Source organism: Paenibacillus sp. FSL M7-0134 (genome assembly GCF_038007865.1).
GTDB lineage: Bacteria > Bacillota > Bacilli > Paenibacillales > Paenibacillaceae > Paenibacillus > Paenibacillus polymyxa_B.
Genome location: NZ_JBBOXV010000002.1, coordinates 760,946 through 786,604, shown reverse-complemented (window position 1 = coordinate 786,604; position 25,659 = coordinate 760,946). Strand labels below are relative to the sequence as shown.

At 47.4% G+C, this 25,659-nt stretch carries 19 protein-coding genes; 2 read left to right on the top strand and 17 right to left on the bottom strand.

The window, feature by feature from the left end; genetic code table 11:
- Positions 1-18: 18 nt before the first annotated feature.
- The 5 genes from NSQ58_RS19230 to NSQ58_RS19210 all read right to left on the bottom strand — a co-directional run bounded on the left by NSQ58_RS19230 (position 19) and on the right by NSQ58_RS19210 (position 6,670).
- Positions 19-678, bottom strand: a complete 660-nt coding sequence (locus NSQ58_RS19230; protein ID WP_179085432.1) for an SGNH/GDSL hydrolase family protein — start codon at positions 676-678, stop codon at positions 19-21.
- Between the two features lie 168 nt (positions 679-846).
- Positions 847-1,764: a PD-(D/E)XK nuclease family protein gene (locus tag NSQ58_RS19225; protein WP_341058041.1), complete on the bottom strand. Its 918-nt coding sequence runs from the start codon at positions 1,762-1,764 to the stop codon at positions 847-849.
- 131 nt (positions 1,765-1,895) lie between these two features.
- Positions 1,896-3,191, bottom strand: a complete 1,296-nt coding sequence (locus tag NSQ58_RS19220; RefSeq protein WP_028543197.1) for a galactokinase — start codon at positions 3,189-3,191, stop codon at positions 1,896-1,898.
- Positions 3,192-3,380: 189 nt separating this feature from the next.
- Complete coding sequence (locus NSQ58_RS19215; RefSeq protein WP_340958566.1) at positions 3,381-4,904, bottom strand: copper amine oxidase N-terminal domain-containing protein; 1,524 nt, start codon at positions 4,902-4,904, stop codon at positions 3,381-3,383.
- Positions 4,905-5,005: 101 nt separating this feature from the next.
- Positions 5,006-6,670, bottom strand: coding sequence for a PucR family transcriptional regulator (locus NSQ58_RS19210; RefSeq protein ID WP_028543198.1), 1,665 nt, complete (start codon positions 6,668-6,670; stop codon positions 5,006-5,008).
- Positions 6,671-6,914: 244 nt separating this feature from the next.
- Here NSQ58_RS19210 and ald point away from each other — a divergent pair, with 244 nt between their 5' ends.
- The gene (ald, locus tag NSQ58_RS19205) at positions 6,915-8,045 is read left to right on the top strand and encodes an alanine dehydrogenase (RefSeq protein ID WP_279832040.1); all 1,131 of its coding nucleotides are present in this window, start codon (positions 6,915-6,917) and stop codon (positions 8,043-8,045) included.
- A 91-nt stretch (positions 8,046-8,136) separates the two neighbouring features.
- On the opposite strand, the gene NSQ58_RS19200 is transcribed toward ald, so the two are convergent.
- The 4 genes from NSQ58_RS19200 to NSQ58_RS19185 form a co-directional block, all read right to left on the bottom strand.
- Positions 8,137-8,673, bottom strand: coding sequence for a mismatch-specific DNA-glycosylase (locus tag NSQ58_RS19200; RefSeq protein WP_250272880.1), 537 nt, complete (start codon positions 8,671-8,673; stop codon positions 8,137-8,139).
- A gap of 14 nt (positions 8,674-8,687) precedes the next feature.
- Positions 8,688-9,551, bottom strand: coding sequence for an aldo/keto reductase (locus tag NSQ58_RS19195; protein ID WP_341058039.1), 864 nt, complete (start codon positions 9,549-9,551; stop codon positions 8,688-8,690).
- Between the two features lie 12 nt (positions 9,552-9,563).
- A complete protein-coding gene (locus tag NSQ58_RS19190) occupies positions 9,564-10,805 on the bottom strand; it encodes a hypothetical protein (RefSeq protein ID WP_341058038.1) in 1,242 nt (413 codons plus the stop codon).
- A 145-nt stretch (positions 10,806-10,950) separates the two neighbouring features.
- Positions 10,951-12,405 (bottom strand): PstS family phosphate ABC transporter substrate-binding protein, encoded by a 1,455-nt coding sequence (locus NSQ58_RS19185; protein ID WP_068938477.1) that lies wholly within the window; start codon positions 12,403-12,405, stop codon positions 10,951-10,953.
- A 99-nt stretch (positions 12,406-12,504) separates the two neighbouring features.
- Between NSQ58_RS19185 and NSQ58_RS19180 the strand changes: the two genes are divergently transcribed.
- Positions 12,505-12,777, top strand: a complete 273-nt coding sequence (locus tag NSQ58_RS19180) for a hypothetical protein (protein ID WP_023987298.1) — start codon at positions 12,505-12,507, stop codon at positions 12,775-12,777.
- Positions 12,778-12,835: 58 nt separating this feature from the next.
- Here the strand turns inward: NSQ58_RS19180 and NSQ58_RS19175 are convergent, their stop codons facing one another.
- The 8 genes from NSQ58_RS19175 to NSQ58_RS19140 form a co-directional block, all read right to left on the bottom strand.
- Positions 12,836-13,600, bottom strand: coding sequence for a class I SAM-dependent methyltransferase (locus NSQ58_RS19175; protein WP_023987297.1), 765 nt, complete (start codon positions 13,598-13,600; stop codon positions 12,836-12,838).
- A 207-nt stretch (positions 13,601-13,807) separates the two neighbouring features.
- On the bottom strand, positions 13,808-15,904 hold the full coding sequence (locus NSQ58_RS19170) for a multidrug ABC transporter permease (protein WP_068938476.1): 2,097 nt from the start codon (positions 15,902-15,904) through the stop codon (positions 13,808-13,810).
- Positions 15,879-16,781: an ABC transporter ATP-binding protein gene (locus NSQ58_RS19165; protein WP_068938475.1), complete on the bottom strand. Its 903-nt coding sequence runs from the start codon at positions 16,779-16,781 to the stop codon at positions 15,879-15,881. Before NSQ58_RS19165 ends, NSQ58_RS19170 begins: the two co-directional genes overlap by 26 nt.
- The gene (locus tag NSQ58_RS19160) at positions 16,774-17,163 is read right to left on the bottom strand and encodes a GntR family transcriptional regulator (RefSeq protein WP_023987294.1); all 390 of its coding nucleotides are present in this window, start codon (positions 17,161-17,163) and stop codon (positions 16,774-16,776) included. Before NSQ58_RS19160 ends, NSQ58_RS19165 begins: the two co-directional genes overlap by 8 nt.
- 161 nt (positions 17,164-17,324) lie before the next feature.
- Complete coding sequence (locus tag NSQ58_RS19155; protein ID WP_023987293.1) at positions 17,325-20,000, bottom strand: PAS domain S-box protein; 2,676 nt, start codon at positions 19,998-20,000, stop codon at positions 17,325-17,327.
- Positions 20,001-20,164: 164 nt separating this feature from the next.
- Entirely contained in the window at positions 20,165-21,100 is a 936-nt protein-coding gene (locus NSQ58_RS19150; RefSeq protein ID WP_341058035.1) for a nucleoside hydrolase, read from the bottom strand.
- A 174-nt stretch (positions 21,101-21,274) separates the two neighbouring features.
- The gene (locus NSQ58_RS19145; RefSeq protein WP_081327418.1) at positions 21,275-23,428 is read right to left on the bottom strand and encodes a glycoside hydrolase family 6 protein; all 2,154 of its coding nucleotides are present in this window, start codon (positions 23,426-23,428) and stop codon (positions 21,275-21,277) included.
- 545 nt (positions 23,429-23,973) lie between these two features.
- Complete coding sequence (locus NSQ58_RS19140; RefSeq protein WP_028543208.1) at positions 23,974-25,473, bottom strand: alpha-glucosidase/alpha-galactosidase; 1,500 nt, start codon at positions 25,471-25,473, stop codon at positions 23,974-23,976.
- Positions 25,474-25,659: the final 186 nt, after the last annotated feature.

The following is a 25,659-nucleotide window of genomic DNA, read 5'->3' as shown; positions in this document are numbered from 1 at the left end:
AGACTATGTATGCCCCTGTTAGCGAATCGCCAGCGGACTCTTTTGCACAATATCTATCCATTGATCAGCTATCAATTGATGCCCAACCGCTGTCGGATGAACCCCGTCATGCAGCCAATAGGAGGCGTCCGCCTGGATAGCGGCTTCGTTCAACATGCTCTGGAGCGGCACAAATACGGCCCCAAATTCGTCCGCAAGCTGACGTACAATACGCTGGTATCCCGTTATTTTTTCTTGCCAAATGTCCCATCGCGCCTCGGTAGCTCCCGTTTTCAAAATAAACGGCTCGCACAGCACGAGTCCCAGATCAGGCATCACTTCACGCGTTTCTTCCAGAAGGTGGCGATAGGCTCGTTCAAATCGGTCCGTCACCCCGGACGGCTCCTGCTCCACGATCCGCCAGGCGTCGTTCACTCCGATTAGAATACTGAGCAGGTCCGGCTTCAGGCTAAACGTGTCCTCGTTCCAACGTGCATACAAATCCGAAACTCGATCCCCCGAAATTCCCCGGTTCACAAACTCTGGCTGCGTGGTAGTCAAACGGCTCCCCAACGCACCTGCGATCAGATACACATAGCTCTGACCCAGCCAATGGTTCGCATCCTCATTTCGTCCCCTTCCTCCGTCTGTTATAGAATCTCCCTGAAAAAGAATACGTGCGTGTTCTATACTCGTCATCTTCCTAACTTCCTCCTTCGCATTTTCCAATAATACCCTTATCATACCTCGCAGCTTCTAAATTATAAAGCGGTTTCAAAACATAGAAGAATTATAGATTTGCCATATGGCCGGATTCACTAGCTTTAATTAGGGTAGGAATCCGGGGGCAAAGGCGATCAAGTCATTTCACACCGCTCGGTACTTACATACCTCACGAAAATTACAGCCTCCGCACGCTCTGCGTGAAGGCATCGGAGTGAAGAAAGACTCGGGCTTGGGGCGGTTATAGTAATCGTCATCGAGACAGGACTTCATTTCATCGATGTATCGTCCGACATTACCAACCACTTTGTCGATATCCTCTTGCGCGGGACGATATACCTCATGCTCTCCTGTCATCAGATACTCCACACGTACCTCGATCTTCTCCAAAGGAAGCTGATAGTGCTCCTGCACATAGGAAGCATACAAAAAAAGTTGGTCGGAAAAATCGCCTTCCTTGCCTGTTTTCCAATCCACGATGACCAAGTCTCCATTGTCTCTACGGTAGAGCAAATCCATTTTGACATACACTTTCGTCTCGTGAAGGAGCATCGTATCCCACTTCTCCACTTCTACAATTCGGGCCTTTCCCTGTTGCAGTTCATGCCAAACCGCAGTACGGTATAAATTGTGTATTACCGCGTGCTGTCGCTCCTTAATAAGGGCGATTCGTTCCGAAAGCACCTCGTCGTCGTAATAAACCTCCGCCAGCATGACGCGATTTTTCGGATCTTGTAGCCATAGCTCACGGTGTAGCGATTCCTTGTAGCTGTCATTCAACATGTTCTTCATAGCTGTCTCGAGGTATGCTGTACGCGGGATAGCCCCTTTTTCCATCCATCCACGTATGACTGATTCACACATTTGATGCGTGATATTCCCGAATAAAATATATAAGTTGCTCAGTTGCTTGAGCCGATACAACGTAACTTGCTCTTCAGTGCCCTGTGCCGAATTCCAGCCATTATGCGAGCCGTAATAATGATAATAGTATTTGCGTAAGCATTCATCGAACGTTTGAGCCCTCGATTGCGAATAGGACCAGGACGGGTATATAGCCATGACAGGCCCTCCTTCATTAAAACTATCATCTCTTTATTATAACGCAAACCTAAGCTGTATCGGCGATAAAAAGGACAAAGACTTTAACCCATGGGTTAAAGTCTTCTACTGACTGACTAGTTTGTAAACTCTCAATGAGTCCGTTCAACATTTATCAAATCACTAACATTAACGGCACCGTCCTCACGGACGTTGACAACAAGTACCGGAGTTCCCAGCATTCCGCTGATCCACTCCTTATAATCATCCACATGATCATTCGGAAGAATCGTCAAGATGACACCAGCGAAGCCACCCCCATGTACCCTGCATGCGCTGTTATCTATTGATTTTAAATACATTTCCGTTAAAGCCAGTGCAACCGATACGTCTTGTTCCCGCGCAACCCCACTTCTATATACGTTTTGGAGCCATTTCCATGAGGAATTACCAGATTCGGTAATGAGCCTCAGGAAATCAGTAAAGCGCCCCTCCTCCAGTGATTTCACCTGTTCATCCACACGCCTATTTTCTTCAAAAAAATGCAACGCCCGCAGTACTGCACGGTCTCCTGCTTTTTCCCTGACCATTTTAAGGTTGGCATATAGATCCTCTGGCAATAAGTCACGGCAAACCGAAGCGTCTAAAGATTGAGCCACTGCAAACATTTCGTTGGGCACCGCCGCGTAATCGTCCGTTAAATCAGCATGATTTCCGCCTGTATTTACAATAACGAGGGAATATCCGTTTTGTTCAAAATTCCAATGAACAGGATTTATGATCGGTTCCTTGGGATTTTCAAAGTCAATGGAAATCAAGCCGCCATACGCGCAAGCCATCTGATCAAGCAGCCCCGACGGCTTGTTCCAATAGCTATTTTCCGCATACTGACCAATTTTGGATTTAGCAACTGCATCTAACGCTCCCTCGTTATAAAAATGATTTAATATCGTGCATATCAACATTTCAAAAGAAGCGGAAGAGCTTAAACCTGAAGCAGAGAATACATTACTTGATATATAAGCTTGGAATCCCCCGATACGGTATCCGAATTCAAGTAGACCAGCGGCAATACCACGAACCAGCAGCATCGTACTGTCATCCTCCGGTTTTGGCGACAAGTCGGTTAAATCGATGACGTACTTCGTCTTATAGCCTTCAGAAAAGAATGTAATTACAGACTCCTCCACTTTAGAAGCTGCAGCGATGGTATCGAGTGTTATACTGCCTGCCAGCACCTTCCCGTGATTGTGGTCTGTATGATTTCCACCAATTTCGCAACGTCCCGGAGCACTAAACAGTTCAATATCCCCTACACCAAAATGCTCCCGATACGCCTGTATAAGTGATTCATATCGAGTCGTTTGCTCAGAGATTTGCTGTTGACCGTACATTCGGGCAAGCACCATTTGTCCCTCTCTGGAATTCAATAGTTCCATATCTTTCATCGTATATCCCCCTAATTGTATGTGTTTTCCTATGCTGGAATGATACTATAATTATCTCAATTTTCCCTGTATAAAAGTATGGCACTTTTAAAATTTGTAAGCGCTTATTTTAATCGCTTTACTGAGCATTTTACCAATTTAACTAAAAAAGAACCAGCCCTAATTGGGCCGGTTCCTTGAATATCTTTTTTAGTCGCGTTTCAGTACATATTCCCCATCATTGTTACGAGTTACTGTGGCGCCAAGCGCCTCGGCAACTGATTTGAAAGGAACATACAATGTGCCATATTCATCCGTATATGGAGCTTGTGGCAGCGTCAATGTGCTTCCTTCCAATACAGCCTGTTTGGAGCCACTTTTCAGCTTAATCGTCTTACCTGTAATATCATCAATTACAGTAGTTTGTTTAGCAGCTGCATCCCATTTTAACTCGGAGTTCAGTTCGCTCGTCAGTTCACGCAATGGAATAAAGGCAGTGCCACCACGATTCTCCAAGACGTAGTAATCGTCTTTAGGATCGAAAATGGTTTCTACTTTTGTAATTTCCAAATCATTTTTTAAAATGTTGTAGATCGGAGAATTCGCTTCAAAATTGCGCAGCGTCGCTCCCGGAGTTAATTCAGCTTGTTTATTCAAGTCAATAACACCGTTAGAAATATCCACTTTATCAGCCGTCACACTACCATTGACGTTCCAGGATTGAGTTTCGGTCAGAATTGTGAAGGACTTCACCGGAAGACCGTCCACATCTGGCAGAGCAACTGTCAAGTCTGTCGCTGCTTTGCGAACATTTCCTTTTTCATCAAAATACATGTCGCTTTTCAGAACCGTGTTAGCACTCAGAACCGTTTTGATTTCAGGGGACTGTGCATACATGGTGCTAACGCCTACATCATACTGATCAACGGCCAGATCCAAATACTTTTTAACTTCGGTATAAGCCTCATTGACCATTTTTTCTTTGTTAGCACTCAGTTCCGTTGTTACTTTATCACTACCTTCAATATTCATGCCGGAAGCAATCGTTTTAGTCATATCAATGGCTTGCCCGATCAGCTCTTTCAAGCCTGCTTCGTCCTTCGCCAGATTCGCCAGGAACGGTTTTACTAATGTTACCAGCTCATCACCACGAAGTTCAGCATGCAGATGGGTCAGTTTCACTTTGTCTTTTTCACCGTATACTTCCTCGGTTACAGACGTTGCAGAAATGGTAGAAGGGTTAGGCGCATGCTTGAGCATAAGTGCAGCGGCTGTTTTCGTCAGTTCTCTCACGTCTTTGGAATATACATATGGATCAAATCCAGCAGGCAGACCGCTCAAACTCTCTTGCGAGTTCAAAGATATGTAATAAGGTTTTTTGGCACCTTCCAGTTGAATAGCCAAACCTTGGCGGTCTAAAGCAAGTTCAAACGGCAAATTATACTTATCGATGTGCAATGTACCTTTGGCAGAAGCAAGTTCCTCCGATTGTACCTTGGCTTCATCCACAGTGACAGAAATCGAATTAATCAAATCTACGATTTCTTTATCTCCTTGCGAGATTCCTTCTTTTGGAGTCAATTTAAGAGAGATTTTCTCCGTTGTCTGCTGGGATTTCACATCAAGTGTTCCCAATAAGTTTTTACTTACATCAAATCCACCTACTGCCTGGCAACCTGTCAAAGCTACCATTAACAGAATAAGAGGGACGGCGATCCATTTTTTTATATTCATATTAATCCCCTTTCAAGATATTTCCGTTATCTCTTCTATTATCTCAGTGTTAACACGCATTGTAAATGAGTAGAATGGAAAATAGAACTAGTTATTTAGGATCAATTTTCAGCCTGAAGCATTCGGTAAGCCAGTAGCGCCATCTCTAGGCAACGACGTTTGTCAGGGTCTGCCAGATTTCCCTCTATGATTTCATTAATTTTATCCAGCCGATTATAAAGGGTCTGTCTGTGAATGTACAAAATTCCGGCGGTATCACGCTTGGAGCCATGGGATTGAAAATAGGCATCCAGTGTATCCAGAAGCTGCATATGGTGCTCACGATCATGCGCAATCAGCCCGCCCAAATGGTCCTCTACGAACTCTTGTAGAAAAGGAATGCGGGGCACCGCCTTCAACAACTGATAGATTCCGATGCTGTCGTAAAATAACCGATCCTTCATGACTGGGACGCTTCGTGCCACTTCAATGACCTCATATGCCTCTTCAAAACTGCGATCCGTCCCCGTCATGCGATGCCTTACTTTACCAAAGCCTGCATGAATGCGCACCTTATCAAGCTGTCCTGCGGCATAATTCTGAATATATTGAACAGTATGGGCAAGCACTTTTTTCATTTGCGCTGCGGAACGCAGTGTTAATTCCTCCTTGGCACAAAGGATGTAGCATTGACTCCCCTTCATCATCAGCAGATTGTGCAACGTTTCTTTTTTCAACAATGAACGAAGCAGCACCAGCACATCCTGATTGATGGATTCCTTGCGTACCTGACTGGCATCCTTGTCCTGATGTTCTACCTCAATGACCCCTGCCCAAAATAAATACTGCCCCTTCGATAACAATCGCAGGCCCATTCGGGTCTGGGCCTGTTCTTCACTGGGAAGCTGTCCGCTCAATACATCCTGAATCAATTCATTTTGATTACGCAGCAATCGGTCTTCAAGAAACTGTGTTCTCAGCACCAATGTAGCGGCTGCCTTGGCAGTGTAATCGAGTAACAGCGACATTTCTTCCGTTGGCATTTCACTATGCAGCACCAAACCTACTGCGGAAAACACCTGACCGAAGCATACAACGGGCTGGAACAAGACGGCGGTGGATTCATTCAGGTGAAACAGCAGATGCCCCTCCCGATCGGCGGTCATACTAGATTCCACTTCATTGGCATAAAAATCTGCAATACGGTCCGCTAGATCCGGCTGGACGGAAGGTACGAATCGATTGGTTTCAATGGAAGACATGTAGATGACCTGCCGGGCTGCATAGTCATGAAGCACACGCAAGAGGGCGTTCATATCAGTGCTGCGCAGGGTCTCCTGCTGAAGCTGACGTGAAAATCGCTCCAGATCTTTTAGGAGTTCATGATGTCGGTTAATAAGTAGGGAATGAATATCTTGTGTAATTTCAACAAAACGCACTGGCTGCTCAAATACGATGACCGGGAAGTGATGTCGTTCCGCCAACTCCAGAATTTCAGAGGGGATTTCATGAATGCTCGTGCCCAGCTCCACGCACAATCCCGCAGCTTCCGAGCGGATCAGTTGCTCCATATACTCGGCACGCTCTTCCCCCTTCCGTGTGAGCCACAGGCCGGTCGTCAAAATCAAGTCATGACGGCTCACAAACGGAGAAACATTTGTGATTTCTAGTACATGTACCCAACCCACACGGCGATTTACGCCCTGTTCCCCCGCCGCCAGTTTTGCCCGCCGGAAAACGGGACGTTCCAGCACATCCGCAATGGTAAATGTTTTTTTACCGTTCATCGGCATTCTCCTTATGTATATGTCTTTATGTCATTTTATATGACATATATTCATCAAAAAGTCGAGCCTTTAAGTCAGATAATCCGACAAAATGTATGATGTCAAGGAGCTCCCCCCCTTGTAAACTGTACCTAATCTAACATGAATTGCATTTATCGGCTTGAGTCCATGTAACTAATCGGCAAACTGCACAAAAATGATAGTGTAATTTTCTTAACAATTATTTTTAGGAGAGGTGAATGAAATGAAAATTGGGATTCCGAAAGAGATTAAAAACAACGAAAATCGTGTCGCTCTAACGCCAGCAGGTGCAGCTCAATTGATTCAACACGGACATCACGTATTTGTGGAAAGCCATGCAGGTGTTGAAAGCGGCTTTACGGATGGAGATTATGCCACTGCGGGTGCGACTCTTGTGCAGCAAGCTGCGGACGTGTGGTCCCAGGCGGATCTGATTATCAAGGTAAAAGAGCCGCTCCTCTCTGAATACGGGTATTTTCGACCAGGATTGATTTTATTCACCTATCTGCATTTGGCTGCCGAGCCAGCACTGGCCCGCGCTTTAACAGACAACGGCGTAGCCGCCATTTCCTATGAGACGCTAGATGTTGAAGGCAGCCTCCCGCTGCTTACCCCGATGAGTGAGGTTGCCGGACGAATGGCTGTACAAATTGGAGCACAACTGCTGGAAAAACCAAAGGGTGGCAAAGGCATCCTGCTGGCAGGTGTGCCGGGGGTCAAACGCGGTAAAGTGACCATTATTGGCGGAGGGGTGGTCGGCACCAATGCTGCCAAGGTCGCCATCGGTCTCGGGGCAGATGTGACACTGATCGACCTGAGCCTGCAAAGACTGCGCCAACTGGACGATATTTTTGGCAATCAGCTCCATACGCTGGTGTCCACCCCGTCCAACATTGCTGAAGCCGTGGCGCAAAGTGATTTGCTGATCGGTGCTGTCCTGATCACTGGTGCCAAAGCCCCGCGGCTCGTAACGGAAGCGATGGTACAGACGATGCAGCCCGGCTCTGTGATTGTGGATGTCGCCATCGACCAAGGCGGCATAGTCGAGACGATTGACCACATCACGACACACGACCAGCCTACCTATGTGAAGCATGGCGTCATTCACTATGCGGTAGCAAACATGCCGGGCGCGGTACCGCAAACCTCGACGCTCGCTCTGACGAACGCGACGCTCCCCTTTGCTCTCCAGCTCGCAGATTTGGGTGTGCAGGAGGCGCTTCGCAGAAGCAAGCCACTGCTTAGCGGCACCAATGTCCTGAACGGACATATTACCTACGAAGCGGTCGCACGTGATCTGGGATATCCTTATGTTCCCGTGGAACAGGCATGGCAGGCGAAAGCCTTACAATAGAAACAGCTCAAAGAACCACACACTCTTCCCAGCAGGGACTGGAGCGTGTGGTTCTTTTTGTGCTAGCTGTATTCACCATACTTACTGCATTTCAGACGATCTCTGACGAAAGGAACGTTTGAAGATGGCGATAAATATCTGTGATTTCTTCCAGCGACATGCGCACCAGTCCGCTAGACGAAGGTGCCACAAATTCATGCATCTCGGGAATTAGCGGTTCAGGCTGAAATCCCCAATCTACTTTGGATTTTTTACTGTATTCGGTGTATACGCCTTTGCCGACAAAGCAAGCAACCTTCGGACGGTATTCCTTTAGCTTCTCGTATAGCTTCAGACGTCCTTCGGCGTATTCCTCGCGTGCAATGTCCTCTACTCCCCTCGTGGGACGGGAAACAATGTTCGTAAATCCGAAGCCCAGCTTCAGCAGCTCCCGATCTTCTGATGGATCGTACAAGCGAGGTGTCAAGCCTGCTCCCTCCAGTATGCGCCAAAAGCGGTTGCGCGGATTCGCATAATGATGTCCTACCTCGCCTGATTTCAAGCTGGGATTAAAGCCGATGAATACAACGGATAATCCATAATCCAGATGATCATCTACCTCATGCAGTTCTGTCTCTCGCTCTGTCATGGGCTCCTCCTTCCTCAAACAATATCCAGTGGCTGCTTCCGCGTTGGCGGAGAAAAAGCTTCGTCTATTTGTTGAAGTTGTTCAGGAGTGAGCCGAATACTTGCTGCCGCTGCATTTTCTCGTACATGCGATTCTTGCACCGCCTTCGGAATTGCCCAGACATCACCGTCCCGTATGACCCACGCAAGCGCAACTTGGGATGGAGTTACCCCGTGGCTGGCAGCAATGTCTACCATAACAGGATGCTCCAACAGACCCCGTCGCAGGCGGCCACCTTGGGCAATCGGGCAATAGGCCATCACAGGCACCCCATGCGTACGGCTCCAAGGTAGCAGATCATATTCGATGCCACGCGAAGCTGCGTGATACAGCACTTGGTTAACAGCGCAGGCTTCGCTTCTACTCAGGCTCCATAGCTCCTCCATGTCGGACTTGTCCAGATTGGACACTCCCCAGCTACGAATTTTGCCCTGCTCACGCAGTTTTTCCATACCTTGTATCGTCTCTTCCAGCGGAATATTCCCACGCCAATGCAACAAATACATGTCCACGTACTCCGTTCCCATTCGGGTTAGGCTCGCTTCGCACGCTTGAGCCAGTCCTTGGCGGTCCGCATGATGAGGGTAAGCCTTGCTAACAAGATAGACATCGTCCCGGCGACCCCGGATGGCCTCTCCGACGATCTCTTCTGCGCCGCCCTCAGCATACATTTCAGCCGTGTCCACCAGCGTCATACCCAGCTCCAAGCCAAGTTGAAGCGCGCGCACCTCTTCCTGCCGGAGTGACGCTTTTTCCCCCATATGCCACGTGCCCTGCCCGATTAGTGGTACTTCACGACCGTCAGTCCATCTAATCACACTTTTCTTATGTTGGCTCATATTCATCCCTCCTTAGGATCCTGATGCCACAGGCTTGTCAAATACATGGCTCTGCGTCCAATGCTGTCCACCATCCGAGGTGGTATACATAACTGGGGCCTGCTCTGAATCTGAGAAAATAGCCCAGCCTTCCTTGGCATTTGCCATCCCGATTTGCTGACCGCCATAACCGTCAAAGCCTTGCTTGCCATTGTTCCACGTCTTGCCGCCGTCAGTCGTCCAGCCGATGGTATTGGGCTTGTCGCACGGTGCGCAGTAGCCACCCATCCATGCGGTACTGCTATTAACCGGATAGAGCATACCTGGTGCCGTCCCTTCATTTTTGGCAACCTGGTTGTCTTGCTGGCTAATACCTGGTGCCGGACCGCCGCCAGCAGTGGCATTCGCCAGCACAGCACGCCAGCTTTGTCCGCTATCGGCAGTATGCCAAAGCGAATACGACGTCTGATTCATCCCCGTATCTCCAACCAGCTCGATCCATGCGTTGCCACGTTCTACCGAACGAATAATGGCTCCATTTAGAGGCGCCTCCGTTGTCCGTGACATGACAGTAGTCCACTTTTGGCCCCCGTTAACCGTGTGTAAAATCTGAAACGAACGGTCTGTGTCCTGCGTAACTGCCCAGCCGTTTTGCTGATCATGGTAATATGGCTGTCCTACCAAGTGGCCAGGCACGGGGAGCGAGGACCAGCTTTGCCCGCCATCCTTCGTATATTGGTTGCCACTGAACCCTTCCTTGGATGATACAAAGTGTAAAAAGCCCGCTTGCCCTTGCTCAGGTACAGTCCCGACAACCTCCCAGCGTTTGCCGCCATCGCGAGTGGCCAGCAGCGATCCGCTGTCTGCCATAACAGCCCAAGCCTGCTGTCCGTTCAAGGCAAAAATCTGCTGAACCGTACCTTGGCCCTGATATTGCACATTCCACGTCGATCCGACTGAATCGGATGCAATCGCGTCCGTACGGGCAATCCAGCCATTTCCGCCGATCCAGCCGGATTGGCCGTCGATCAAACGCAGCGCGGTAATATTGTCCATGCGGACCTTCGCTATCGTAGTGTCTGTGGTTGCTTGTCCTCCTGTTTTCGGTGTATCTACAGTGGTTCCTGAACCATTCGCTTGTGCCGAGGTGACACCCTTTTGCTCATTTTGAGCTGTTTGTCCTGTTTCCGAACTTGTTTGTGAGCCTGTTTCACACCCCGCTGTCACTATGGCTACGGCGAGTAAAAGCACCCAGACCGATGTTTTTTTCTTCATTTTCGTTCATCCCCTTATGTTGGTGATATACATGCTGTGCGGGTATTGTATTCACAGCAAAGCATATTCTATGTATTACCCTGCTGTCTTCGTTTCACTCTTAAGGTGAATATACGGTGACTGTATGCGAATCATCGTTACAGGATTACGAGTTTACAGGAACAAAGCCACCCTTTTCGATGGCCCGGGCTCCTGCTTCGCTTTGCAGCCATTCGAGTAATCGTTGCATCGAAGGGCTTGGTTTCTCGCCTTCCCGTGTGACCACGAACAGTTGAGCTGTGAATGGATATTGTTTCGAGCGAATGTGCTCTTTGTTCGGCTTCACTCCATCAATAGACAAAAATTTGACCTCTTGACGATTATGCATCACATTTGCAAAATAATAAAATGAATATCCGAGCGCGTTGTAATCCTTGTTAAAATCTGCGACCGCATTAATCATACCACCCATAATGCCAATTTGTAGTTCACGTGGCGGGTCAGCCATTTCATGGCCTCCCATCACTTTCTTTTGCATATATGTCTGACTGCCTGAATTTTCTTCTCGCTGGTAAGCAATAATCGGCTGATCCTTGCCCCCTACTTCATTCCAATTATGGATAGCCCCTTCATATATACGACGAACCTGCTCCGAAGAAAGTCCCTTAACCGGATTGTCTTGATGCACGAGAAAAATAAACGCATCCCACCCAATGGGCGTGAGCCTCATTTGTATTCCCCGACTTTTCGCCAGACGCAGTTCCTCATCGGAAGGACCGGCCACCAGAATCAGATCCGCCTTCTTTTCGATTAAATTGACATATGCCTGATGAGTCGTGTTGAATCTCAGCTCGTGCGCCGCTCGCGCCTTGCTCATTCCAGTCAGTTCATGCAGCATATCCTGCGCAAACGGAATGGCCGCCGTAGCCCCGTCAACTACCGGAAAATCCTTCTCTGCAATGTACGGGCGTTGAGGAAGCATCAGTGTAATCGTCAGCACAATGACGAGCGCAGCAGATATCGCGGCAACAATCCATTGCCATCTATGATCCACCTTACCATTCTTGTCGGTTAGCGCTGGATAACGATTCACCCCAACTCCTACTACCATGCCAGCTATCGGCAGCAGTGCTGCCAGTAGAAACCAGATTTCACCATGCTGTGTATATGGCCCCAGTACCTCCAACACAGGCTCTGCCCAGGCGTGATAGAGTGAAAAAAGTTCCCACGCCCCTCCCCACACTTCAGCAGGTTGACCACCAGACCCTTGTATTCCTATAATCCACAACCACAGCCCACATATTAATGATAATAGCCCGGTCAGCATCAGCGGAAGCTTGCCCATGCTGGACATACGTGCACTCAAGGCACCATAAGCTGCAAAGATGAGACCGATAATCCATGCATATAGAAGCAGTATTACAATCACAGTTGTATCCGTCACACCTTCATGCCTCAGCAAAAGCTGCACTTGGGGTGCCACAACCATACTCCAAACTACATTAAACATGACTGAAAACAATCCAAACATAAACGTACCGCCCAGCCATGGCCAAAACCATGCTATCCGCACAGACTCGTCCTTTTCCGGCTTGGTTATAACTCCCTTTGGATCAGACATGTACATCCCCCTATATCTAATGAATGAAATGAGACTGTAAGCCATTGCTTCTTCATTGTACAATTATGGTAAAGATTAGTATACGAGAGGAGGATAAAAATGTCCTTATCCGATCATCCGAATCATACATCTGATGTAACCTTGCTCCGAAAAGCACATGATGATCTATGGCATTCCTTACAGCACATTCCCAGCGATGAAGCACTCAAGCTACTTCACAGCTTTGCAAGCCAGGTAGCGTTCTATCACGAGAAAAAGGACAAGGAGGCGGACTGTAAAAACTACTTCCGAACTCCCTTGCCCTATATAGCGATAGCCGTTGGTATTTCACTGCCAACCGCCATGTGGCTTCTGATATTGTTCTTACCTTAATGCTTATGGCAAAAAAGGCCTCCCCCACGGGAAAGACCTTTTTGGTATCGAATCTTCTTTATATTGCTCTGGCATGGATCAAAAAACGGTGCTGCTTCACGTCCCAGTACCCATCACGTTGGATATCCAAATACAGACCATACAGCTGTTCTATATATTTCTCTGGCTGAAAGTCTGCAATCTGCCATTCAATGGCTTTTAAATAGTAGACAAGTGCTCCAATATCGTAAAACCGCTGTACTGGAAACTGCTCCTGCTGCTCTACAATTTCGAAACCATTGCTTTTCAAACCTGCAAGTGCTTGAGAGAGGGTCCAGTCCGCATACTCGTAATCAGGCGCTCCCAAACGGTCGTTGATGCCCGCACAATCCAGGCCCCCTACCTGTTGAGTCAAAAACGTCCCACCTGGTCGTAAAATACGTCGTACCTCCGTTGGCGAAAATGACTCATGCTTATTCAGCACAAGATCGAACCCGGCATCGCCAAACGGAAGGGAATTGTCATCCTGTATAGCCATAACGCGCACGCCCAGCGGCTCCAACCTTTCCTTGGCGATAGGAACATTCGGTGCATATGCTTCTGTCGCACATACGATCTCTGGAAAAGGGCGTAGCCGAGATAATAGCTCTCCCCCGCCTGTTCCCATATCCAGCATCGCCTTGGATGAATGAATAAACTTCATAGCCTTGCTGACATAAGACCAGTCCAAAGGCTCGCTCGCCACACGTCCCGTAACCGAGATGAATGAAAAATCCCATCCAGAAAATGACTGCTTATGATGCTCCAAGAACTGTAGAAATTCACGATCTTCTGTATATTTCATATTGTATTGCTCCTCCATCATTGAACTGTACGTTATTGATCTCTTCTCTCTGTTTGTTCTATGTTGTATCTCTCTATGCCTCTATTTACGTCAGTTCTAATGTGGAGGGGCTCTTGCCCGTCGATGAGGTTGTTATATGTCGTGTCGGAACCTTCCCATGTTCATCTACCTCCGTCCATATACCATCCAAACCAGACGCTGTCCCACTTAAGGAGCTGTCAGTAATGCCTTCGCAAGCTCTGGTGTGATGTCTTTTGAGGTTAATAAGTAATAAATTGTACGAAAGCCGGAACCGCTGATGGACTTGATTTTAACTTGGAACAGATAAGTGCCTTTCTCCACTTGTGGATCATAGCTGTAGTTATTTCGGTTATCCAGCACAGTATTCCAAAGTTTTGCATCTTTAATTGTGGTGACTTTATACTTCTGCTGCAATATCCTGAATAAATTCGCTGCTTCAATATACTCACCAGGCTGATACGGCTCCTTCTCTTGAGAAACCATTGGAATAGCTCGAACCGATATAATGTCTTTCGACGTGACAATCACCTTGTCGGCGTATCCTTTGCGTTCCAGCCAAGCATTCAGCTTGTGGAAGGATATGCGCCAATTAAAGGAGACGCTGCGAGCCCAATCTGGTTCTTCTACTAAAACAGATGAAGGTTTGTTCACAATATCAATATTCCCCAACGCGTAAGAACCTGCCTGCATTTCACTATAGCTCATGCCCAAAACTTCTTCTTTAAGTATAGCTTCAAATTCACGAATATCTTCCGGATCGGTCAGAACAACTCGCCGTTCATTATCATCTGCCGATTGAATGCTGATCGTCTCCGCTTTACCATTCAGCTTATCAAGTGAGTAGCTTACTGTTTTGTACGGCTCAGACATCATCACTTTTGCCAGCGCTGCCCGGAAAGGTTGCTCAGGAAATGTATAGCTACGAGTCATAATGGTACCATCATCCAAACGATAAGCAATGGATATCATTTGTTGAGGTTCTTTATTGGACCCGGACGTCTTTCCAGCTGAATGTACTCTTACGAGCTCACGCTGTAAATTCAGCACAGCAGCGATAAAAGCTTTATCTTGCGAAAAATAGAGATTTTTCTGTGTCGCTCCCCCGTCCAGATACAAATATTGCCCAGCATAGACTTGCTCGACTGAATGCGCGGTTGGAATCCGTTCCTCGTAGCCTATCCAACTAGACGTGGGGATGTACATTGCCAGACCCAAAACTGCCCCGTATGTAACCAGCTCCAGCAAAGCACGAATACGTACAATTTGCCATGTCTTGCGGATTACCATCTCCACAGCAATATAACCCAAAATAGCTCCAAGCACATACCCGAAGATCGACCAGTCCCTCCCCTGGCCTCCTGTGCTATAAAAATATTCTCCTATCAGCAGCATGGCACATAACATGACTCCTGCCTTAAAAAGGGGTTGGAAGAAAGTAAAGGCCATGGCCTGCGTTGCCTTCTCTACGAGCCGTTTGCGATATAACACATAGCTTAAAATCACAAACAGCAAGGAAACACCCATATAAATAAGCAGTTCCACATATGAAAATGCGCTACTCGACAAATCCATAATGCGGACGAACGGCGATAAACTATACCAAATATTATTGCTGCTGCGCAACTCCACGCCATTACTATTTTGAACAATGGTTCCAATAATCTGAGAGTAACCATATAGATTGTGCCCCAGAAAACGACTAATCATGGAATACAAAAAAAAGGGCAACAACAGCAAAGCATACACTACAACGGATTGTAACAGCGATTGTCCTACACAGATACCTACAAACACGGTAAAAGCAAACAGGAAAATCGTAAGAACCGATACGACCAAAGCCCATGATCCAATATCATTGATATGAAAAATAAAAGGCAGTTCAACCGACGTGTTTAGCAGGGCAGTTACTCCCGCGGTCAGCCATATAGGTACGAGTAAAAGGATAAGACCGCTAATTAAATGTGCCGTTAACAGATGCTCTCTGCGTAAGGGCAGACTGTGATATAAATCCGAGGAGCCCTGACGCTGAATAAAACGAAGCAGCACCACACCCGCCAGCACAGGTACGGCCAATAAAATGATATTTTGCATTCCATCGCCTGAGTTTGTACTATCGAACAGGCTTCTCAAAACCGTGGGCACTCGCTCGTTTCCAGTACTCATAAATAGTGGCAGTGGCACCGTAAACAATAATCCTACCAAGTACAATAGACCGATCCAGCCATGCTGTCTCAGGCTTTGGCGAATTACGCCGCCGCTACAGAAGAATCGGTTGGATGTCATAACCTGCGTCCTCCATTTCATAAATGAAAATTTCTTCAAGCGTCAACGGTAGCAAATCGAACACATGCGGCTCATACGCTTCAATCGTCTCTGCAATCCGCTCTCGCTCACCCCGGATAATAAGCAGTAGAACACTGCCCCTCCGCTCCTTATGTACAACCGAAAGTTGTCCACATACGGCTTCCTCATGCGTGCTGTCACGAAAGGCAACCTGTACCTTATGCGTATCAGACTTGAGGTCGTCGACCTCTTTTTCCAGCAGCATCCGACCCTGGTGCATAATGCCGACGTGATCACACATGTCTTCTATTTCACGCAAGTTATGAGATGAGATCACGACGGTCATCTCGCGTGCAGCGGTTTCCTGGAACAGTAAATTTTTGATCATTCTACGCATCACCGGGTCCAGCCCATCAATCGGCTCATCCAAAATGAGCAGCTCAGGCATACAGCTCAAGGCAAGCAAAAAAGCAGCCTGACGCTTCATCCCCTTGGAAAAACGGTGAAGCTTTCGTTTAGGATCTAGCTTAAAAATCTCCGTAAGCTGTATGTAGCGTTCCTCGCTCCAGCTCGGATAAATGGAGCGGTAAAACCGGGCCATCTGACGAATTGTCGCTTGCGGAAAAAAATAGGGGGTGTCTGGCATAAACAGAATGTGCTGCTTGACTTCAGGCTGCTCATATACGGACTGTCCGCCAATCAGTACCTTTCCTGCATCCGGTCGGTAAATCCCGGCGATGATTTTGAGCAGTGTCGTTTTCCCTGCCCCGTTCGAGCCCAGCAACCCAAAAATAGAGCCCTTCTTCACCGTAAGGGCGAGCTGATCGACAGCCTTTTCTTCTGTAAATGTCTTTGTGACTTCCCTTAATTCAATCAAGGGACATCCCCCTTTCCTTTGTTTGTATAGCTTCCACGTATATGTCGTCCACTTCCTGCTGCGTAAAACCGAAATGGACGGCTTCAATCATCTGTTTTAACAATGCCGCCCGAATCTCATCCCGCTTTATTTGCTGCGGCTGATGCTCGGCAGGTGTGACAAAGCTGCCTTTGCCTTGAACGGAATAAATGTATCCTTCTCGTTCCAACTCTCGATACGCCTTCTGAATCGTATTCGGATTCACCGTAAGCTGAGCGGACAATGTCCGTACGGAAGGCAATTGCTCATCCGGCTGAAGTGATCCGTACACGATCATTTCCTTTACCCTGTCCATAAGCTGTTCGTAGATCGGCTTGCGGCTGCGGATATCCAGCTCGAACATGGACTTCCTCCTTTCAAGACTTATTCTGATTCACTTGTATATACTGAACTGTTCTAACTGTACTATCATTAATAGTACAGTTAGAACAGTTTGTCAATCTTTTCTTTGGTTATTCCTTACAAAAATAGCCGTGATGCATCACGCATCACGGCTATCTCTTTTTAGCCTTCCTTTGACTCATAAGGTTCATCACGGCTTATATTCGCAAGCGTTGAACCTTCCGGCAGCTTAAGATCCAGCTGGAACCGGAACGTCGCTCCTCTGGCCTCATCGCTATCTACACCAATAGCCCCCCCCATCAGCTTGACCAAGTTTTTACAGATGGACAATCCTAGTCCCGTCCCTCCATATTTTCGGTTCAGTGCCGGATGAAGCTGGGAAAAAGGCTGAAACAATAGATGCTGGCGGTCTGCTGGGATACCGATTCCAGTATCCGTTACACTGAACTCAATCAGGCATCTATTTTTACGACGGCTGTAAGCCTTTCTCTCCACAAAGATATTTACACGCCCTCGCTCCGTAAATTTGATCGCATTGCTCACCAAATTCACCAGCACCTGCCGGATACGCACATGATCACCGACCAGCATCCCCGGCATTTCCTGATCCACATGCCATTCCAGCTCAATGCCTTTTTCCATAGCCTGCGTCATGAATAGGTCAGCCACACTGCCGACCACGTCATCTAGCACAAAGGATTCGTGCAGCAAAGACATTTTACCAGCTTCGATTTTGCTCAAATCCAGTATCTCGTTCAATATCTGCATTAAAGCACCACTGCTACTGGTAATAATGTCTATATAGCTACGCTGCTCCTCATCCAATTCAGTATCTGCGAGTAACCCCGCCATACCTATAATGCCGTTCATCGGTGTACGGAGCTCATGACTCATCACAGAGAGAAACTCTGACTTGGCCCGATCGGCGCGTTCGGCAGACTCCTTGGCCCGAATGATCTCCTTTTCATTCGTCCTGTCTACAAAAACCATCACAGCCCCTTTTCGCTCGCCATTATCCATCAAAGGGCTGATTCGATAGGAGGCCAGAAAGCTGGACCCGCCTTTTTTCCAAAATACAGCTTCCTCTGCCTGATAAGAGGCTCCGCTTCGAATCGCTTGAAGAATAGAGGACTGTTCGTCCGGAAAATGACTGCCAATTTCGTCAGCATGGAGGATCATGTCTATGCAAGCGCCATTCAGCGGATTGGCAGATCCTACGCCAAACATCTCAACAGCTGCCGGGTTCATAAAGCGGACATGTCCTTCGGTACTTAAACCTACAATTCCTTCGGATACGGCATTCAAAATAAGCGAATGCTCATTACTGAGCTTTTCAATTTGAGCAATGTAGCTTTTAAGAGGGGTAACATTTTCTATAATCCCGTAGCAGCCTACAATTTCCTCTTGCACGAAAATCGGGATATTCGTCATCTTGATGAATAGACGCTCCCCCTCCTTATGTATAAATTCCGATTCATAGGTTTGCGTCTCACCCTGCTTGGCCAGCTCCATGTGACGCTTGATTTTGTCCTGTTCCTCAGAGGAAGCCATGATGAGTATGTCAGCCCCAAGCAGCTTATCCTTCGTATAACCCGTAAGCTCCTCCAAGCTCGGATTCACGCTCAAGATATGACCTTCCATATTCACAGCGCATATCCCGAGTGGATTATGCTGAAACAGTGACCTATAACGGTTTTCACTTTCGCGCAGACGCTGCTCCATTTCCCGGTGCTCTGTAACATCCTGGATCATTCCAACCACTTGAACGGGCTTGCCTGCATGCTCGTCCATTTCAGCTTCCCAGATTGAACGCAGTACCTTTTGTTCCCCATTCGGCAATACAATCCGGTAAAAGGTTTCTTCGTGAACTCCCTTTAATATAACGTTGGTGATAATCTGTTTCATGCGCTCTGTATCTTCTGGATGAACAGCCGCCATGAACGCGTCAATACTTGTTTCAACCGACTTGACACGATAACCAAAAATGCTGCGAAATTCCTTGGAGAAATGCATAACATTGTTGACCAGATCCCAGTCCCATGAGCCGAACATCGCCAACCTTTGAGCTTTTGCCAAATTCTCCTCGCTCTTCTGGCGCTCTGTGATGTTGCGTCCGATGGACAGTACTCGCTTGATTCTGCCCTGTTCATCCCGAATAATGCGGTACGATACTTCCAGCCACAAATAGTGCCCGTCCTTATGACGAACACGCCGCTTCATGATGCCTGTTTCCTTGAAGAGTCCATGTACACGCATATAATCGGCATCTTCAACATGGTAGAATTGGAGCCGCTTTTTGCCGAGCATTTCCTGCTTTGTATAGCCTAGGAGTTTTTCCACCGAAGGAGAAATATATTGGAGTATGCCGTCCGCCGTGCTATATGAGATAACATCCGGCGTATTTTCCGTAATCAGCATGTACAAATCCTCATTATCCGAGAGCACCTGCTCCATATCTTTTTTCTCCGTGATATCCATTGCATACGCAATCAAATAAGATTGTTCGGTAGCCTCATCATCAAATATGGTTAATTCCAGCGATAGCCAGACGGATGTTCCCCTTTTATGTTTCAAACGTAGCTCTGTCTTATAGACTTGATCCGTAGCCTTTAGCCAACCTGCGTAAGCCTCCCTCAACCCTCGCTGATCCTGAGCCTCTTTATACAAGAGATGGTAATATCGGATATCCAGTAATTCCTCCTGCTCATATCCGACCATTTTGCAAAAGGCGGGATTGACGTACAGGCACTTCCCCTCCCTCGACAAAATCACGATTCCTGTCGGGGCATGATTATACATATGTTCCAGCAAAGGCAGTCGTCGAGCAGCAGAAAACACAATGAATCTCCTCCTTTGTGGTCCGGCAGTTTTTCTAACTACACCTATTCTAACATGATATGGGATTTTATAGCAGTTAGTCCACCTCTAGATAAAGGCCCTTAAAACATGTATGCACAAAAGATTGCCGATGCAGGTTCATCGGCAATCTTCGAATTATTTTTTTATACCACCCGGCTAAGAAAATGACGCAAAAATCGCTCCGCATCGACTTTAAGTGCCACATCAACCGTAGTCAGTGCTTGAGCTTCGTTCTCATTTTGCACCTCACGGGTGCGACCAACCTCGGCGGAATCCCCCACCTCAACGGCAATGTGCATTGGACGCGTCTCCACAAAACTGGAATCTATCGCTAATCCTACAGCCAGTGGATCATGCAAAGCACAGCCTGCAATACCAGGTCTGAAATTGCGATAGGCTTCCATATAAAAGTCTGTCATATCTGCCATAAACGCACCCAGCTCGGTCCCTTGCTCACGCCATTTGTCCACATCCTGCTGGGGAAGCAGTGTTTGCATCGTGACGTCCAGCCCAACGAGCGTAAGCGGAAAGCCCGCTCCCAGCACAAAGGCTGCGGCTTCTGGATCGGCGTAAATATTCGCTTCAGCCGTCGGAGTTACATTCCCTTTCACTGTAACCGCGCCGCCCATGATGATCAGGCGGTCAAGCAATTGGGGCAATTCGGGGCAGCGATCCAATGCAATCGCAAGATTGGTTAGCGGTCCCACAGCTACCAGGGTAAGTTTGCCTTCATAGCGACGAGCCTGTCCGATTATAAAATCAGCGGCATCCCCAGACGCAGCCTGACGGGAGGGAGCTCCTTTCAACTGATTGCCAATACCGTCTTCACCGTGAATATGCCGGGAATAAGGTTTGAACAACTCCCGAGCATATGGCTTGTGAGCGCCAGACACGACCGGAGCCTCTACCCCCAGTTTTTCCAGCAGAATCAGTGAGTTACGTGTTGCCTCCTCCACCGAGATATTACCAAAGGTGGTTGTAATACCGAGTAGCTCCAATTCCGGCGAATGGACCGCATACGCAATAGCAAGCGCGTCGTCAATGCCAGTATCTACATCTAAGATTAACTTTTTGCTCATGATGACCCTCCACAGTAGAACAGCATTCTTTTTTTCATTATACACAATTTCAATGCTTATTCCCTTGGTCATCAAATTCTTTATTCGAAGACGTAAAAAAAGACTACGACAGCTATGCCGTAGCCTTCTTTTAATACTTTTCAATCACTCAAGGGCACTTGTTCTGGCTAAATCCTAAGGCTCGATTCCCCACACCAGCTTATCATTGTGGAACAACGTTACTTTGTTCCATTCTGCATAAGAGGTTTTCGTTGGATCGAAGGAGTAATCATTGGATTCGTTCAGGTTAGACCAGTCGCTATTGTTCATGCGGATCTGAATATCACCTGTTTGCGCTCCAGCAGCAAGCGAGCCGGCAGCAGCACTGAAACCAATTTCAATATAGTTGTCTGTAATGGTACGCAGCACGTTATCATTGCCTACTTGCGCATAGTCTACTGCAGATTGCAGCTCTTGGCTGCCATCCTTCGTGAAGTAATAGCGGATTTTCAGCTCACTCAGCTTCACGGGTGTTGTACCTTTATTTTTCAGGTTAAGGAAAGGCTTGACTGCGTTATTAGCTGGGTCGGTGTCACCAGCCCGGTACATTACAACCAGATCACCCGCTGGTTCTGTAGGGTCGGTTGGATCAGTCGGTGTACCTTTAGGTTCAGCGCTTACCGTTGCGGAATCCTTACTTGTTCCTTTCGCATTCGTAGCACTTACAACATAGAAGTAAGTTGTTCCGTTCGTCAGCCCCTTATCCGTGTACTCTCTTTCCGTTACAAGAGGCGCAACGGCTGTAAAAGGACCTGCTTCGCTAGTGGCACGTTTTACCGTGTAGCTATCGGCACCAGTAGACGCATTCCAAGTCAGCGTTACTTGAGCATTGCCCACAACAGCCTTTAAGCCTGACGGTACAGCTGGAGCTGTAGGCGCTGGGTCCACACCACCAGTGGAAGGCACGATTGCAGGGTACGCATTTTGTACCAGCATCACAAACTGATCATGGAACCATGCTCCTGAAATAGGTGCATTCGGTAAAGCATCTGTTAATGTGCCATCCTTGGTTGTATAGGTAGGATCACACATACGGTCAAAGCCTTTACCCTCATCGTTCGGAATGAGTGAGCTGGAACCATCGGAATCACCCGGAGGTTTCGCCCATACATAAGCATCAATATGGCCAGCTGGAGCCGTTTGTGGCGGTGTTCCCATACCTGCTCCGCTGTTATTACACCAGTTACCACGGTGCGAGCGTTTGTCAACACGGCCTGAGTTTACATAGGAGTTAATATCATTGCCGACTGCGGAAGTCGGACGGTTAGGTCCGCCCCATCCGTTACGGCCTGTATCAATTAACATACCGAGTGAGCTCGGCCAGCCTGCGCTGACAAAATCTCTATGCAATGACTCTGCGAAATCCGATTCATCGAAATTAGGATTCCATTCATAGTACTTGGACGATTTGATCGGTTGTCCGCCGACATTCAGATTTGGATCAGGCAAATTAGGTTCTGTCAGCGGTGAAGTATTGGCTGTATTCGTGATAAAGCCATCTACACTGGACAGACCTTTGCTAGTGTCTTTGAAGATAGTTGTAAACAGGGATACCGTTGCTGCACGGTTGTTATCCCAACCTAACCAGCCAGAGTGACCGATATCTACGTATTTGTACACATTCGGAATCTCGTTCAGCTTATTCATTGTGTACTTAACGCCAGCTTCATAAATCCCTGTAGACTTGGCTTGCGCACATTTAGGATCATCCAGATTGGTTACCAGGTTTGGCAAACTATCTGGTTCAATGATCGCTACGATACGAATATCCTTATATTTGGGATTTGCAAAAATAGAAGCAATTTTGTCAACATAATCCTTTTTATATGTTTCCAGCCCTGCCTGAGTCAGCGGTAATTCACCATTGGAAGCCAAGGCATGACAATCCCGTCCGGGCAGATCATACACAATAAATTCCGCCGTAATCGGTGTGCTGCCTTTCTTTTGCGCCAATACTTGGTCCAAATGCGCTTCCAGGCCAAGCTTGCCTCCACCGCCGTTAATAGCAGCGATACGATCAAGCCATACGGCTGTCGGGAATGTTTTGACCGTTTGCATTTTTGCTTTCAGATTGGCATCCGTAATCTTGGCAATCGATGTATCAACACTAGCCGCATAATCAGGACTAACATATTTTGTCGCCCCTTGGTAAGGATTGTCCACATGGGATTCTGCATGTATTTTATCCGTAAATCCTGCACCTGGTAGAAAGCTGCTTGCGACGAGTGATAGCGCAAAAGCATACTTCATGCTTTTACGAAGCACTTGCTTTGTTTTCAATTGCTTCACCTATCTTTCCGTGGATTTTGTTGAATCTTCCTATGTCGGCACCTGATTGTTACATGATTAAATGTGAGTTACGCCTACTCTCTCCAAAAAAAAAGCGGCGTTCATAGTTGCGAAAGGTAAGCGCTTTCTATTTGTCCATGCGCTCACATTTTCCCCTTTTTGTCACCTCCTATGTTAGATTATAGTGAGCTGGAAATCTGCTGTAAATTGAATAAATTAAGGACTACATTATTAATTAGGCATATGAATTGCCACTCTAACGGTTCGTTGTGGCACCTCTTTTTCTGAAACCGGTTCCTTCATTTGTTGAACATCCCTGCTATGACAAGCTCTCAGGAGATTTAGGATCGACAGCAAAAGAGCGAATTCAAAAAAAGCAAGACTGCATTCTTTAATTTCCGTCAGCTCAAATCGACAATGATAAACTCCAGAACGCCAACTATGCCAAATCGTTATATCTATCGACAGCAAAAGGGTGTTTTCAGGCCACATGACCGTGAAAACACCCTTTTATTGTTGTGAAGTCAATCTATGCTCTTGTTGTTCTACACTTTTTCGCGATCCTTGCCCTTATCGGATTGCCCTGCATTTTTATTGGCGGCATCCCGATCCAGCTGCATTTCTTCAACCGTCTTCACCTTAAGTCGCGCTGCTCCCTCATAAGGTCGGGTTGGAATCAGATCGCCTGCAGCCAGACGTTGACGCGCCTCGACAATTGCTGCTCCGTATTGCGGCAACCATGCTTCCTGGGCCACCAGCATTTCATCGACCATCTGCCAAATTTCTTTCGGATTACACACCGCGCCCACTAGCGGATCCATCATAAACGCTTGCCGCAGCAGCTTATCATCTCCGTGCACAGCCGCTTCAACAGCCAAACGCTGGACGGAAATACTTACATTGCAGACGGCAGCAAGACCGAGCGGAAGGTCTCCTACATGTGGCATGGAGATACCATTCCGATCCACATATCCAGGCGCTTCAATAATCGCATCGTCCGGCAAATTGGAAATCACACCGTTATTTACGACATTAAAATGCCCCCGGTATACACGTCCGGTTTCTAGACCTTCGATAATGTATGAACCATGCTCTTCACCGCGATTTTCCGCCTTGTACTCCAATGGGTCTTCTTTCATCCAGTTGGGGAAATCTGTTTCAAACCAATTACGTCCTTCTGTACATACACGCAGATAGCCGCCTGTTTCTCCGTTGATCCAGCTGCCTAGATCAATCCAGTCCAGAATTTCATTCGGACGCTTCCGGTACCAAGGTACATATTCACTTAGATGGCCATTCGACTCTGTGCTGTAATAGCCAAAACGACGAAGCATGTCGATGCGTACCTTTTCGGTGCGGCTATATTCGGGATGTTTTTCAAAAGCCTCCAGCAGTCCAGCTGTCAGATCCTTGCCTTCATGTGACGCCTGAATGTACCACGTCTGGTGATTGATTCCGGCGCACACAATGTCCACATCCTGCTTCTCCAGACCATACACCTCGGCAATTTGGTGATGCCCATGCTGGACGCCGTGGCATAGGCCGATTGTACGCACACCGCTGTATTTATTGCAGGCCCACGTAATCATCGCCATCGGGTTCGAGTAGTTCAGCAACAATACATCCGGTGCACTTAGCTCGCGGATATCCTTGCAGATGGCCAGCATTTCAGCAATACCACGCTGACCGTACATAATCCCTCCTGCACACAGTGTATCGCCCACGCATTGATCCACGCCATATTTCAGCGGAATATCCACATCGGTTGCAAAGCCCTCTAGCCCTCCTACCCGGATGGTACAAATGACGTATTTGGCATCCTTTAGAGCTATCTTTCGGTCCGTAGAGGACTGTATCTGTATGGACAAACCATTCTCACGAATATCCCGCTGGCACAGCTCAGTAACCATATCCAGATTGTGCTGACTGATATCCGTAAAAGCCACTTCAATATCGTTAAATTCCGGCACCGATAACAAATCTCGTAAAATTCCACGGGTAAAACCGATGCTTCCTGCTCCAATAAAAGCTACTTTAAATGACACGGCATTCAACCTCCGGTAATTAGAATTGGTATATACCGTCATTGTAGCAATAGCTCTGCGGAAAGCGTTATCAAAATCATGACCAGTTTCGTATTTAGGTGTCAAAAATCCTAACTTTCGCTTTAGCAGAGGGTTGCCCATTTCCATTTTGCTCCATCCGTTTCTCTCTTTCTATCTAGTGTTTTT